This window comes from Ohtaekwangia koreensis (assembly GCF_900167975.1).
In the GTDB taxonomy this organism is placed as follows: domain Bacteria; phylum Bacteroidota; class Bacteroidia; order Cytophagales; family Cyclobacteriaceae; genus Ohtaekwangia; species Ohtaekwangia koreensis.
Genome location: NZ_FUZU01000002.1, coordinates 1,232,890 through 1,247,726, shown reverse-complemented (window position 1 = coordinate 1,247,726; position 14,837 = coordinate 1,232,890). Strand labels below are relative to the sequence as shown.

Genomic DNA, 14,837 nt, shown 5'->3' with positions numbered 1-14,837 from the left:
TTTTCGGTTCGGGCTTTTCAGCTTCCTAAAATAGTGTCCAAATTAGAAAAATTATAATTGCCAGAATTGCCCACAATATATAAAGCTGGATTTTCCCTCCCTGGAAGGAGCGCGTCATATTGCCAGCCACTCTCGATAAACTGGCGATTCCATTTACAGTGCCATCCACAATAGCACGATCGAACCATCCAATAAAATGTGCTGTTGTTACCTGTGCATAGGCGGCTACATGTATAAATCCATCGATACATTTCTTATCTACAAATGATGCCATCGATGCAAGTCTAAGGGATGGTTTACCAATGGCGGATGTATACAACTTATCCAGGTAAAAATTATTGAGCAGCAATTCTGAGGAAATTGTTTTCTTTCTAAAGACGAAATACGATGTCGCTACTGCAAGTGTAATCCATAGAGCAGATATAAATGAAATTATTCCGAGATCGAAGTGTTTACCGGAATGTAAGACATTGAAGATCCACCCGTGATAATGAAAAGGGTTTACAGAAACGATCAGCCAAACGGAAGCTATAGCGAGCAGCGCTACCGGCCCGCGCATAACAAGCGGAGGTTCCACTACCGGTAATGATGCCGTTGACTTCTCTTCCCCCATAAAAACGGTCCAGATCATTCTAAAGGTATAGATCACAGTAATGAATGAAACTATAAATGCAGCTATAAATACAATCCATCGCCACGAAAAGTCATTTCCCTTCCAGCCCGCGATGGCAGTAAGTATAGCATCCTTCGAGAGGAAGCCCGAAAAAAATGGTAATCCTGCCAAGGCACTGCCACTCAGTATAAATGCAATAAATGTAAACGGAAGTTTTTTTCGCAGTCCGCCAAGATTACGAATGTCCTGAACATTGAAATGTGTATGCGCCTGTTGTTGTGCCTGATGAAGAACATGTATAACAATACCGGCACACAGAAATAAACATGCCTTGAAGAATGCGTGTGTGAATAGATGTAGCATCGCTGCTGATGATGAACCCGCGCCAATAGCGGTTATCATTAGTCCCAATTGAGATATAGTAGAGTATGCAAGTATTTTTTTAATATCCGATTGAACCAACGCTGATAGTGCGGCCATGCATGCCGTGATAATTCCTACGATCGCTATCACATCCAACGCTATGGGTGTAAAAAGAAAATCAACACGAGCCAGCAAGAATACACCTGCTGCTACCATGGTTGCTGCATGGATCAACGCTGATACTGGCGTTGGTCCTTCCATAGCATCGGGTAACCATGTAAGCAATGGGAATTGTGCCGACTTACCCATCACACCACAAAATAGGCATAGGGATGCCGTTGTCTGCCATGAATATATACCTTGTACCTGAGCGAGCTCTGCGAGATCAAATTTGCCGGTGTTCGTCCAGATCAACATAAGGCCAATCAGGAAGCCCGCATCACCAATTCGATTAAAGAGAAATGCTTTGCTTGCCGCTGCCGCTGCTTCGGGTTTATCTTTCCAGTGGCCGATGAGCATATAGGATGCAAAACCCACCATCTCCCAGAATACAAACACCAGCAACAAGCTATCTGCTAAAACTATACCCAGCATCGCGAAAGTAAAAAAGCCCAGCATGCTGAAGTAACGTATTATACCTTCATCACCTGCCATATAGCCGGTGGAGTAAACATGCACCAGGAAAGAGATGAGCGTTACGATCAGCACCATCAACGCGGAAATATTATTCAGATATATACCTGCTGAAAGGGTTGTGTCTCCGATTGTAAACCAGCTCCATTGAACGGCATAGGGTTGATCACCCCATATAGTATAAAAGACATATCCGGCACTCAATGCGCTCACCAGCAGAAATAGTGGCGCGATAAACGTTACTGCCCACGAATATTTTTCTGAAATACGACCAGATACAATGAACGATACCAAAGGCAACAGTACTGTTAATAACAGACATGTTTCAAAAAAAGAAGAATGGTATGGTGGCAGATCTGGCATTTACGAATCTTTCAATTCTGATATTTCGTCCGGAACCGAAGTTTGATAGTATTGGTATATGCGAAGTACAATGGCTAACCCTACAGCTGCTTCACATACAGCAACAATGATGACAAAGAGTGCAAACATTTGTCCACCGAGTTGAATCGGGTGAAGTTGATTAAATGCTACCAGGTTTATATTGGAAGCATTCAACATCAATTCTATACCCAACAACACCATGATAGCATTGCGTTTCACGATTATAACCAACAATCCGGCACAAAACAGGAACGCTGCCAGCAACAAAAAGTGGTGAATGGGAAACATTATATCTTTTGGGATTTAATGGTGGAAGCTATAACTGCTGCGCCTATCAATGCTATGAGTAACAAAATACCGGCTACTTCAAAAGGTAAAACAAAGTCTGTCATCAACCCGAAGCCAATGGAATTTATAGCAGGGTTGTTGGGAACAATATCATTTTGCTGCGCCTGGAAATTCTGTTCGAGTATAAAATAACTTAGCAGAAGCAGTAACGATCCTGAGGCGAGTATACCGCCAAACAGGTTTGAATGCTTTACAACGAGTGGTCTACCCGAAATTTTTGCCGTTAACATAACTCCGAAGATTATTACTACGAGCACACCGCCAGCATAAATCAGTATTTGGGTAACGGCTACAAACTCAGCAAAGGCAAGTATATATATAGCTGCAATTGATAACAGGCAAACGATTAACAACAATGCTCCGTAAAAAACATTGCGTACAAAAACAAGACTCAAGCCTGCCAGCGCAGCAACCGCTTCGAAGAAATAAAACATGACGGTTACAAAGCTCATTCGCTGGAGGGCGGAGGCACCGCAGGTTTAATTTTCGGTTTGAATACTGGCTTCGCTGCTTTTGGCGCTTCGTCTATATCCTTTTTCTCTTCTGCCGCAGCCACAGGTTCTGTTACTGACTTCGCCGCTGCTTTATTCTTTTGATTCTCCTCGTATACTTTTTTCTTTTCAGCGATCTCAGCTTCGGTCATTTCCGCGAATACATAATTATGTTCACGCATGTCGAACACACTGAAGTCATATACCTTGGTCATTGTCAGACATTCTGTTGGGCATACCGTTGTACACAAACCGCAGAAGCAGCACTTCCCCATGTCGATATCAAACTTCGCGGCATAGATACGCTTCGAAGTACCATCGGATGTTTTACCAATCTCCTCCACTGCCTTGATCGGCTCAATGGTGATACAATTCACCGGGCATATCTTCGCGCACTTATCACATACAATGCAATCATCAATTTCATTGTGAAGACGATAGCGGCCAGTATCTGGCACAGGCTGCATCTCGTATGGATATTGAATGGTGTTGATTCCTTCTGTCGACTGAAAATACTGTGCGTCAGTAACGATTAATGGCTTTCGGGTTTTACGTGCTTTGAGCACATGCCTGAACGTAATCTTCAGCCCTGCTGCCAGCGATTGGATTGTATTTCCAATTTTACCCAAATATGTAGTACTGATTCCTTCCATTATTCAGGTAACAAAAATAGAAGGGAAAAAGATGTTAAAAAGTAATAATGTGATTAAAGTTCGATGCGTGTTTTCAGTTAACCGTTATTCGTTAGCCTGTACGGATAACAATTAACGGATAACCTAACCTATACTAATAACCACTATGCCTTAGGCAGTGTGAAATGGAAGGTACTTCCTTTGTCTTCCTCGCTTTCAACCCAGATACGGCCGCCATTCTTTTCAACGAATTCTTTACAAAGAATAAGTCCCAGGCCAGTACCCTTCTCGTTGGCAGTACCGCGTGTAGTATAGGGCGCTGTTTTATCGAAGAGTATATTGAGTACTTCGGGCTTGATACCCACTCCGTTGTCGCTTACGGATACAACCCATTCGCGACCCTGTTCCTTTGCAGCGATCAATACGCGTCCGCCATCATTCGTGAATTTTATAGCGTTGGTCATCAGGTTACGGATCACCAGGTTGATCGTGTTTGAATCAGCAAAACCAATGGCGTTGGGAGGAACCTCATTGATCATTTCTATTTTCTTTTCCTGTACAGAGCCAAGCAACTGTATATTTTCTTCTACAAGCCTGAAGAGGTTGATCTTCGCAGCCTGCAGATTTAATTTATCCATTTGAAGCAGTGTCCAATCAAGAAGGTTGTTGAGGAGTGTGCGCGTATGGTTAAATCTTACTTTCAGTTCCTTGGTATGCTTGTGCATCTCCTCGGGCTTAAGAGCACCTTTATCAATGATGTCAAGCAATCCGGCCAACGCATTGATTGGTGAGCGTAAGTCGTGAGAAATTATAGAGAAGAATTTATCTTTTACCTGGTTGAGGCGCTCAAGTTCTTCACTCCGCTTCTCCATATCATCCTGATGTTGTAGTAACAAGGTGTTAATCTTGCGTCTGCGCTGGCCACTGCGATACACTGTAACCAACAGAATAGCACTCAGTGCCATTACCACAACGAGTATATTTCGAACAAACTCCTGTTTTCTTAATTCACTTCGTTGAGAAGTCTGCAGCTTGCTGAGGGCCGCAATTTGTGTATCGCGTGATTCTGTCTCGAAGCGAATCTGATCGCGAAGTAATTTTCCTTGTACCTCCTGACTGAACAGTGTGTCTTCAAGTAGTTTATATTGTTTGAAGTACTCCAGTGATTTCTTATAGTCTCCTTTGGTTTCCCAAAGTGCAGAGAGTTGATAAAAACTTCTGATCTCCAGTACACGTGCATTTAGTTCGCGGGCTATAGACAACGACTGTTCTATTTTATTAAGCGCCTCGTCATATTTTCTCTGTTTTGTAAAAACGATACCACGTCCTAATTCCACTTCCGCCATTCCATAGCGATTATTATTCTTTACATGGAGTGTATAGGCCGAATCATAATACGTGAGTGTTTTAGCATAATCGCCTTTGCTCAGATATACCGATGCTATATTTGACAATACCTGTGGATGAATCTCATCTATATCCATTGTGCGCACACGGGACAGGGCATCCATTAAAAAAGTAAGAGCAGAATCGTATTGATTTTTACGAAGCATCACATCACCGATCTCATGAAGAGCGTAGGCAATGCCTTCAACATCCTGAGTCTCTTCGCTCATTTTCTTCGACAGGTATAAATGATCGAGCGCCTGATCGTATTGTCCAAGCTCCTTAAACACGCGGCCTACATTGTGCAGCGAGATGAGCATTCGTAACTTATTTTTTATTATGCTTGCAACGCGATAGGATTGTGTGAAATAAAAATAGGCATCGTCATATTCGCCCAGGTCGAAGTAGTCGTGCCCTATATTATTGTAATCACGCGAAATGCTGGTACTGTCCTTTGTAGCTATATCCAACTCGAGCGCACGATTGTCATACTGCAGTGCTGAACTGAAATCACCTGTGCTGGTATATAAAATGGAAGCCGCCAGATAGGCCTTTGCTTTATACTCGGGGGCATCCGTCTTTTCGGCAAGCTCCAATGCCTCAACGCTATACTTCTGGCTTTTAACAAAATCCAAAAATTGATATTCCTCCACAAGGCGCGTCAGCACACGGATACGTGTTGTATCAGGAAGGTCTTCTTTTAAAGAGGCCTCAAGACTGTCTACTTCACTTTGTGCATATAAAGTTGAATGACCAAAAACAAACAAAAACAGAAGTGTTGAAAAAACTATTTTCACGCTTTTCAGATAAAAATTACTTTCCAAAGTCCACATAGTATTACCAGGACTAATGCTATAGGTGTTAAATATTTCCACGACAAATTCATTAGTTGATCAACCCTGAGGCGAGGATACGTCCATCGCACCCATATTTGTATTGCGACAAAAAGCAATGCTTTGCTTATAAGCCAAAAAATACCCCAGAGAGTTGACGTTAGCGTATTCGGTGTTCCGCTTGTCCATTCTGCTAACCGAAGGGCAGCGATGTTTGGCAGTGGCGTGTTCCAGCTTCCAAAAAATAACACCGCCCCTAATATACTGACTAAAAGCATCATTCCATATTCCGCCAGCATGATAACTGCCCACCGAAAACCGGAGTATTCAGTTTGAAAACCTGCTACTAGCTCTGATTCTGCTTCCGGCAAATCAAAAGGAGCACGGTTGCTTTCAGCCAATGATGCAATAAAAAAGATTATCCATACAATAAAAAGTAAAGGCATCCTGAAAATATTCCAAGCCAGAAAACCCCCTATAGAAGTTGTCTCTATACCCCATGATCTGATACCGAACAAATACTGTGGCTGCTCACTATAAATCCCTTGCTGATACGACATCTCCTGGAGATCAAGGGTTTGACAAATCATACAAACACAAAGAATGGATAAACCCAAGGGCACTTCATAGGAGATGATCTGTGCTGCTGAGCGCATGGTGCCCAACACACTATATTTATTATTCGAACTCCATCCGGCTATAATGATCCCGACAACATCAAGCGATACGATGGCTAGCAAAAAGAATACGGAGGAAGAAATTCCTGCGCCTGTCCATGATGGCGCCAGCGGTATAACACAAAATCCGGTGAATACCGATACAAAAATTATAACGGGTGCGGCTTTGAAAAGCCAGCGATCGGCTTCCGCAGGAACGATGTCTTCTTTTTGAATAAGCTTGAGCAGGTCTGCCACACTTTGAATAATACCGTATGGCCCGGTCTCCATCGGACCGAGTCGGTCTTGAATGAATGCCGAAATTTTACGCTCTGCATAGATGGCGAAAATGGTATACACCAGCAGAAAGGGGAGCATAAAAATCAACGTTGTCAGGGCCATAGCATGAACAAGCCGCTAAGATGCGAAATTATTACGGTTCATCTATTTCAAGATGAAAAACGAATGGACAAGTCATAACATCGGATGTTTATCCAGCTGTACCGTTTCATGAAAGAACAAACTTGCGGATGCTTCAAACGACTCGGTATAATCTGACACGAGGAAATGATAATAAGGAGTAGACTGGTCGTTGAGAAGATTTTCTTTTTCAAGATGATCTTTCAATGCGAGGGCTACAACTTCTGAAGAATCAAGTATAGCGAGCTTATCCTCAAAAAAATTACTGATCTCTTTTTTAATTAACGGATAGTGAGTACATGCCAGGATCAACGCTTCAATGTTCTGAAGAACAGGGTCCGATAAATAGGTATTAATTATTTCATGACTGATCTGGTTATTAAAAAATCCTTCTTCAATCATGGGAGCAAGCAAGGGTGTCGCCAAGGAATGCACTGTAATATCGGTTTTCCCTTCTGCTAGCTTACGGGTATAAACACCTGATTGCACAGTTCGCTTTGTTCCGATGAGACCTACTTGCCGCGCAGGAAATTGTTTCTGCACCAGATCAACCATCGGATCGATGACATTTATAATCCGGATGTCTTTACGTACATATTCCTTCAGCAACTCATAAGCAGCGGATGATGCTGAGTTACAAGCGATCACGATCACCTTGCATCCTTTTTTCACAAGTATATCTGCAATTTTTACCGAATAAGCCTGTATAGCGGCCTCCGATTTATCGCCATACGGCAAGTGCACCGTATCGCCAAAATAAATCATACTTTCCTGTGGCAATAGTTTCTTTATGGCATGCGCCACGGTAAGTCCACCGATTCCGCTGTCAAATACTCCGATAGGTTGCTGTTTGTCTAGTTTCATTATCTGTAAATCGATGCGAATTTTATTAAATTTAACGTCACCTGTATCCGAGCCATGCATAAAAATCTGGGCTTTATTGCTCTATTCTTGTTCGTAACGTTAGTGATGAACATCTCCATAGCGCAAGACACCTTGCAAGTGGATAGCATGTTGAAAGTAATTCCCACTACTCCCCAGGAAAGACTCGATGGTATTTTTGACAAGATGGAAAAAATACTTGCCAACGAACCAACAGGTCGGGCGTTGAATCTAGCTTTCCAGGCTTTGTCAACCGTCAAGAATAACAAGATGCCTGTCGGGGAAGTGCTCGCCTACCGAAATATAGCGCAGATTTATGATCGCATTGGTAACAGAGAGGAGGCCCTGCGATATTATGGCGAAGCGTTGAATGTAGCAAAGGACAATTCCGACAATGCATTTGCTTCTGCTTTGGCTCATTTAAACATGGGGCAATTCCTCAGCGAACAAGAACTACGTGCCGGAGGACTTCAGCATATATTAGACGCAGCAAAATTATTTGAGAATCTGAACATGTTCAACTATGTGGTGCTCTGCCACTACCAGGGCTGTATGATCAATTATGACGCACACAATTACAGACAATGTATAGAAGAAGGATATCGTGTATTGAGTTATCACGACAAGATGATGCTGGGTGAGATCACTGATCAAACCAAGTTTCAGAAGATGAGTATATACAATACGATTGCCCTGGCCAACTATAAGCTAAAGCAATATGATATCGCCATTATCAATTATGAAAAAGCTGAAGCGCTGGCGAAAGAAATTAACGATGAATTCTGGATCGGGTTAATCAATGGAAACAAAGCGGTTGTATTAAAAAATCTTGGACAAACACAAGAGGCCATCAAGAGTATAGTAGCGGATTACAGAACGAGTAAAAAATTTAAAGTATGGGGTAGTGCAGGTGTGGCTGCTACTGAGTTGTGTCAGATTTATCTCTCTATAAATGATATCGAAATGGCTACACGATATCTTGATTCTGCAAAAGCTGTATTTGCCCAGGAGGCCGATAAAGTAAACAGGCGCAAGGCGATGGCAAATTATTACTATACATACTCTAAACTAAAATCTGCTACCGGCCATTTTCCTGCTGCCTATAAAGCGCTGGCGCATCATGTTCAACTTCGCGATTCGCTATACCAGGAGCAGGAGTCATTAAATCTTGCGAAGGTAAAAGCGAGTTATGATCTTGATCAGAAACAAACTGAGATCGAGTTGTTAACCAAGAACAACGAGATACAGCAGGAACGCATCCGCAGCCAGCGTACTATATTTATCGCTACGCTTGTAGGATTGATCTTATTAGTGATTCTGGTGATAAACCTGATCTATAATTACAGGCGACAAAAAAATATTGCGCAACTCATACAACTTCAACACAATGAAATTGAAGCAAAAAATGTAGAACTCGAAACGCAGAGTACGCAATTGCAGGAGAACAATCAGTACATCCAGCTACTCAATGCTCAACTCGAACAAAAGGTAGAAGAGCGCACGCATGAACTCGAAGTAACCAATAACGAACTCGACACATTTCTATATCGTTCATCACACGACATGCGCAGGCCCATCACAACATTGTTGGGCTTGGACCAGGTAGCGCGCTATGCGATCAATGATCCTCAATCTATAGTATTGTTTGACAAGGTTGTAGATACAGCGCGTAGCATGGACAGTATGTTGTTCAAGATGCAGATGATGTACGAATTGAACAAGGCTAATTTACCGATCAGCCCGGTGAATCTCCATCGTGTTATTGAGGAAAGCCTGAAGTACTTTAAAGCGGATTTCACCAAGTATAATATTGTATGTCACTTCAGTCCTTCGCAGGATATAGTTATACTTTCAAATGCGGCCCTGCTTCAGATTATATTCCGTAACCTGATTGAAAATTCTGTCCTCTTTCGCAAAACGCAAGCCGGAGCCACACCTTTTGTAGACGTGAACGTTGCAAAAACAAACGACTCTATCCAGATCTCCATTGCTGATAATGGTATAGGGGTGGAAGAAAAATACCAGTCGCAACTTTTTGATCTATACTTTCGTGCATCACAGGCATCAAAAGGTAATGGGCTCGGCCTATACCTTGTGAAAAAGGCAGTAACAAAATTGAAGGGGGAGATTGAACTGATCAGTGATTATGGCATCGGCACAACCATTACCATAAAGCTCCGCATCGTTCAATAAAGACAACGCTCACCTCTTTACTATATACGATCACGCTACATTTTCCGAAAGTCTTGCAATCACTACTTCATGTTGCTCGCGATGGCCGCAATACGAACATTTATAGTGTTTAAGCAACAATCCGTTGTTTGACAATGTGGGCTGTTGCTCTACTTCCTCTTGATCAATTTTCATAGTATAGTATCCACATTCCGAGCACTCTTCCGCATGTTGATACGCGTTGTATTTTTCTATTTTCTTAAACCCTGTTTTATCATCGATCCAAACATCATAATCAATAGAATGCACGTCATTGATTTTCGTGGTAACCTCAAGATGATGTTCCTGTACTTCCGATTGAGTAAGCTTCCGCATAACATTACCGGAGGGCGATACTCGGGGCGTATCGCGAAGCTTGGTAAGTCTCCGCTCCACATACCTCGGATAATAAATTTTTACAAGGCTGAAGAATACAAAATAGGCAATGACTGTTAAACCCAGCACTATAAATGTTCTAACATAAAACCAACGCATGCTATTCGCTTCTATAGCTCTGCTGGCAATGGTATTGGCGAAAAATGTTCCGGCAAGAATAAAGGCCATAACTGAATACCAGAAGTACCTGATCTCATTCAGATTCACATAATCGTATCTGTCTTTATAATCTTTCACCATAAAAACCCTTAGCTCGTGATAGAGCAGAATCAATACTGCCAGGGTCACACAAACCCCAGCGCCCGCATACATATACTGATCCCATGTACTGAAAAAAGTAGATCTAGTTTCCATAGACTTATATATTTTGGTGTAACTAAAGTTATGCTTTTTTAAGCCAATTGTCCAGTAATAATGCAGGCCTTTTGCCTTCATCGCGAGGAGTTTACGAGATAAAATAATCGTTACAACGTACGGGTTAAAAAGGATCTTCCGGGCAACAACCAGAATTTTGTAATATTGTGTTTTAACAAACCATTTTAGAACTATAAAACTGCTATGGCTAACAACTTATTGAAAGGAAAACGCGGTATCATCTTTGGAGCATTAGACGAGAACTCCATCGCCTGGAAAACAGCATTGAAAGTAAAGGAAGAGGGAGGATCATTTACCTTGACCAATGCACCTATTGCTATGCGAATGGGTAAAATTAACGAGCTGGCAGCAGCTTGCAACGCTGAAGTAATCCCTGCTGATGCCACTTCCGAACAAGATTTAACAAACCTTTTCAGCAAGTCTGTAGAAATTTTGGGAGGAAAACTTGACTTCGTTTTGCACTCCATTGGTATGAGCCCGAACGTGCGGAAAGGCAGACCTTATGGTGACATGAACTATGAATGGTTCCTGAAGACTTTGGATATCTCGGGTGTTTCTTTTCACAAAGTATTGCAGACTGCAGAGAAACTTGACTCCATGAACGAGTGGGGCTCTATCCTTGCACTTACCTATATCGCGGCACAACGCACGTATCCGGATTACTCTGATATGGCGCAGGCTAAGGCGGTTCTCGAATCAATCGCGCGCAGCTATGGCTACCGCTTTGGTAAACTGAAGAAGGTTCGTGTCAACACGATTTCACAATCGCCTACCAAAACTACAGCTGGCGCTGGTATATCTGGCTTCGATGTGTTTTTTGACTATGCACAGATGATGTCGCCTCTTGGCAATGCATCTTCAGAAGATTGTGCAAGCTATATCGTATCCATGTTCTCTGATTTCACACGCATGGTAACCATGCAAAACTTGATGCACGATGGCGGGTTCTCCTCTACGGGTATCACTGAAGATCTGATTCAACGTCTTACAAAATAATAAGCTCCGGGTTTGTGCTGCAGACTATATATAGTCTGCAGCGTATAACTCGTAACACGCAGCTTCATGGTATCTTTCCCTCCTTGTAAAATAAACCTCGGCCTTCATATCATCCGAAAACGAGCCGATGGTTTTCATGATCTTGAGACGTGCTTCTACCCTGTTCCCTGGACCGACATACTTGAAGTTATACCTTCCGATTCACTTTCATTTACCAGCAGTGGCATCGCCATCCCAGGCAATGCAGAAGATAATCTTTGTCTCAAAGCCTATAAACTTTTAAAGAGCGATTTTGATCTTGCCCCGGTAAATATACACCTGCATAAAATTATACCGACCGGTGCAGGTTTAGGTGGAGGCTCTTCCGATGCTGCACATACCATTCGATTACTGAATATAGTCTTCAAGCTAAACCTTACGGTTGATACGATGATGAACTATGCTGCGAAGCTTGGAAGCGACTGCGCTTTTTTCATTCAGGATAAACCTATGATGGGAACCGGCCGTGGAGAGATTTTGAAAGAGTTCCCGCTATCCCTCAGAGGGAAGTTCATGGTACTGATAAAACCGAACGTGCATGTATCCACTGCGGAAGCGTATGCTGGTATATCACCACGTCAGCCTGAAACAGAACTTCAACATATACTGGAAAGACAAGAGCTTTCCGGATGGAAGAATTCTTTAAAGAATAATTTTGAAGAATCCGTTTTTCATAAATACCCAGTTATAGCTTCCGTAAAAGAATACCTATACAACCACGGAGCTATATATGCCAGCATGAGTGGTTCCGGAGCTTCCGTATTTGGCATCTTCGAGAAAGAGATAACGCTGAATATACCTTCAGAATATACTTCATGGTCGGGCTTGCTTCCATAACATACCTCCTCACTCCACTTTCATGATCTTTTGTCGGTAACATTCTTTGTTTGTTGTTACGCGAAGAATATAGAGTCCTGGTATATACGCTGCCAGATCAACGTGATACAGCGATTCATCCCGTTGTATGAATATCTGCAATTCATTGCCTTGCAGATCGAATGCTTGTACGTGCTCCACTACTTCATCCTTCTGAAGTTCAAAACTCACCTGGCCTGATGAAGGCACGGGGAAAACTTTTAATACTGCTTTATCAGTCTCCTCAAAACCTGTGATTACTTCTGTAAGTTCTGTTCGCAATACTCGCCCATATCCACCTATAGCAAACACTATATTATCTACTATACTCATATCACTTATAGCTTCATCTACTACTACAGGTAATGTTTCTTCTGTCCAATTCAACCCGAAGTCTACCGACTTCCAGATGGCGCCGTAGTACGCACCTTGTATCAGTTTCGCACCATACGCAAATACAACCTTGGTATTCACTACCAGGAACTTTTGAATTATTGCATTCGCGGGAAATATACCCACCTCGTACCACGTCTTCCCACCATCATGTGTACGCATCACCTCTGAATTGACACTGGCGAAACCAACCTCTGCATTTGCAAACGTCATGCATTCCAGGTATCCAAATGAAAAAGTATTTACATGCTCCCATGCTTTACCATTGGTAGAGTGAAGAATGGATTGCGTTGTGCCTACATAAAAAGTACTATTCACGCGACTCATGTCTACTATAAATTCATCACTCTCCTGCAGCGGCAATACTTGCCAATGTTTTCCGCGATCTCCCGACTTTAAGAGTATATTTCCTCCCGGAACGATCGTTGCTCCACTGATAAACAATGAATCACCTTCAACAATCGCTTCCGACAATGACATAAAGAACACTGGCAATTTTATCGAATCAATTTTTTGTCCACCGTCACTTACGTGGAAATAGTTATTCTTGAATCCATAAAAAATACCATCGTTCTCATTTTTAAAATCCATATCCAGAATCACCAGTGAATCCGAACGATCTGCATATACCCAAGTATTACCACCATCATTCGTTTTGAAAAATCCTCTACCGGATGTAGCATACCCTTTTTTATCATCGACAAAATCAAAAGCATAGAAGAAAGGATATCCTTGATTACTCACCTGCCATGTTCTTCCCCCATCATGTGTCTTCACTATATTTCCACCGGAGCCTACTGCTATACCATGATCAGCATCTGAAAACTTAATATCCATAATTACTTTTTCATCCTGTCCGCTAAAGACTGGTAAGGCAATGCGTTGCCAATGCTCTCCCCCATCTTCCGTACGGAATAATTTCATGGTATAGTTGAAATCTTTGCCATACATAAAACCTGTTCGCTCGTCCACAAAATATACTGCATGGATGTCTCGTAAACTGTCCAACGAATTTTTATTCCATGACTTACCTCCATTGGTTGTCATAAAAAGATCATCGCCATATTGAGATCGTGTAACATGCGCAAACCCGATATCGCTGTTGATGAACTGGATTTTTACCTCACGATTTTCAAGGTCTGTAGGAACCTCCGCCTCCTGCCAATGTACACCACCATCTGTAGTCTTCATCACAAATTCCGTAAACCCAAAATTCATGGTGATATTATCCACAGTATACCCTGAAATGAAACCTATATTCTCATCCAGGAACTGTACATCTGTATAACTGGTATAGGGAGCCGTTGTGTTTGTTCTGCGTATAGTCTGCCAGGTGGCACCGCCATCATTTGTTTTGAATATTTTCTCGAATTCGCCTACAACATATCCGTGATCATCATCGGTGAAATATAGTGCATCGAAAAAAGCACTCGCCATATAGTGTGGGTGAGACTGTTCTACCTCCAGCACCTTCGTCCAGCTTTTGCCGCGGTCAACCGTTTTGTATACACGATTCTGATATAGGAAGTAACCCACATTATCGCTTGAGAAAAAGATATCGAGGAAACGCATGTCGGTAGTGATATGTACCGGTAAGCTATTCTGCACTTCGCGTTGCCATGTAGCGCCCTGATCTTTTGAAATACCGACACTGTTGCCTATTGCATAAAATTCCGAATGATCGGCTGATACGAACGCTTTTGTAAAAAGCTGATGGAAAGGTGTTTTAGGATGTACTGCCTGCCATTGTGCATATACCGGACAAAACAAGGCAATACCATACCACAACAGAAAAAATCTTTTCATAGCAGAGAGGGGGTTATAGTGTATAAGATCAGTCAACGCCATTGAATGATCTTAATCTTTTACATCATCATTGACACCGTTGTATAGGGCAAAGGTTGGAGGGGAAAGAAAAATTAAACGCTTAT

The 14,837-nt window shown here is 42.3% G+C and carries 12 protein-coding genes; 3 read left to right on the top strand and 9 right to left on the bottom strand.

The window, feature by feature from the left end:
- Window positions 1-25: 25 nt before the first annotated feature.
- The 7 genes from B5Y40_RS18435 to murI form a co-directional block, all read right to left on the bottom strand.
- Window positions 26-1,972: an NADH-quinone oxidoreductase subunit 5 family protein gene (locus B5Y40_RS18435; protein ID WP_079688261.1), complete on the bottom strand. Its 1,947-nt coding sequence runs from the start codon at window positions 1,970-1,972 to the stop codon at window positions 26-28.
- Complete coding sequence (nuoK, locus tag B5Y40_RS18430) at window positions 1,973-2,281, bottom strand: NADH-quinone oxidoreductase subunit NuoK (protein ID WP_079688260.1); 309 nt, start codon at window positions 2,279-2,281, stop codon at window positions 1,973-1,975.
- On the bottom strand, window positions 2,281-2,793 hold the full coding sequence (locus B5Y40_RS18425; protein ID WP_079688259.1) for an NADH-quinone oxidoreductase subunit J family protein: 513 nt from the start codon (window positions 2,791-2,793) through the stop codon (window positions 2,281-2,283). Before B5Y40_RS18425 ends, nuoK begins: the two co-directional genes overlap by 1 nt.
- Window positions 2,790-3,485, bottom strand: coding sequence for a 4Fe-4S binding protein (locus tag B5Y40_RS18420; protein WP_079688258.1), 696 nt, complete (start codon window positions 3,483-3,485; stop codon window positions 2,790-2,792). Before B5Y40_RS18420 ends, B5Y40_RS18425 begins: the two co-directional genes overlap by 4 nt.
- Window positions 3,486-3,628: 143 nt before the next feature.
- Window positions 3,629-5,647 carry an ATP-binding protein gene (locus B5Y40_RS18415; RefSeq protein WP_159453734.1) on the bottom strand — a complete coding sequence of 673 codons (2,019 nt, stop codon included), beginning with the start codon at window positions 5,645-5,647 and terminating at the stop codon, window positions 3,629-3,631.
- Between the two features lie 5 nt (window positions 5,648-5,652).
- Window positions 5,653-6,717: a complex I subunit 1/NuoH family protein gene (locus B5Y40_RS18410; protein WP_245840622.1), complete on the bottom strand. Its 1,065-nt coding sequence runs from the start codon at window positions 6,715-6,717 to the stop codon at window positions 5,653-5,655.
- A 96-nt stretch (window positions 6,718-6,813) separates the two neighbouring features.
- A complete protein-coding gene (gene murI, locus B5Y40_RS18405; RefSeq protein WP_079688488.1) occupies window positions 6,814-7,623 on the bottom strand; it encodes a glutamate racemase in 810 nt (269 codons plus the stop codon).
- Window positions 7,624-7,677: 54 nt separating this feature from the next.
- On the opposite strand from murI, the gene B5Y40_RS18400 reads away from it, so the two are divergent.
- Complete coding sequence (locus B5Y40_RS18400) at window positions 7,678-9,834, top strand: ATP-binding protein (RefSeq protein WP_079688255.1); 2,157 nt, start codon at window positions 7,678-7,680, stop codon at window positions 9,832-9,834.
- A 30-nt stretch (window positions 9,835-9,864) separates the two neighbouring features.
- On the opposite strand, the gene B5Y40_RS18395 is transcribed toward B5Y40_RS18400, so the two are convergent.
- Window positions 9,865-10,602 (bottom strand): hypothetical protein, encoded by a 738-nt coding sequence (locus tag B5Y40_RS18395; protein ID WP_143785810.1) that lies wholly within the window; start codon window positions 10,600-10,602, stop codon window positions 9,865-9,867.
- A gap of 204 nt (window positions 10,603-10,806) precedes the next feature.
- Between B5Y40_RS18395 and B5Y40_RS18390 the strand changes: the two genes are divergently transcribed.
- Together B5Y40_RS18390 and ispE are read left to right on the top strand one after the other, a co-directional pair.
- Window positions 10,807-11,619, top strand: coding sequence for an enoyl-ACP reductase FabI (locus tag B5Y40_RS18390; RefSeq protein ID WP_079688253.1), 813 nt, complete (start codon window positions 10,807-10,809; stop codon window positions 11,617-11,619).
- Between the two features lie 66 nt (window positions 11,620-11,685).
- A complete protein-coding gene (gene ispE / locus B5Y40_RS18385; RefSeq protein ID WP_079688252.1) occupies window positions 11,686-12,495 on the top strand; it encodes a 4-(cytidine 5'-diphospho)-2-C-methyl-D-erythritol kinase in 810 nt (269 codons plus the stop codon).
- A 9-nt stretch (window positions 12,496-12,504) separates the two neighbouring features.
- Here ispE and B5Y40_RS18380 read toward each other — a convergent pair whose 3' ends face one another.
- Complete coding sequence (locus B5Y40_RS18380; RefSeq protein WP_159453733.1) at window positions 12,505-14,712, bottom strand: YCF48-related protein; 2,208 nt, start codon at window positions 14,710-14,712, stop codon at window positions 12,505-12,507.
- Window positions 14,713-14,837 lie beyond the last annotated feature (125 nt).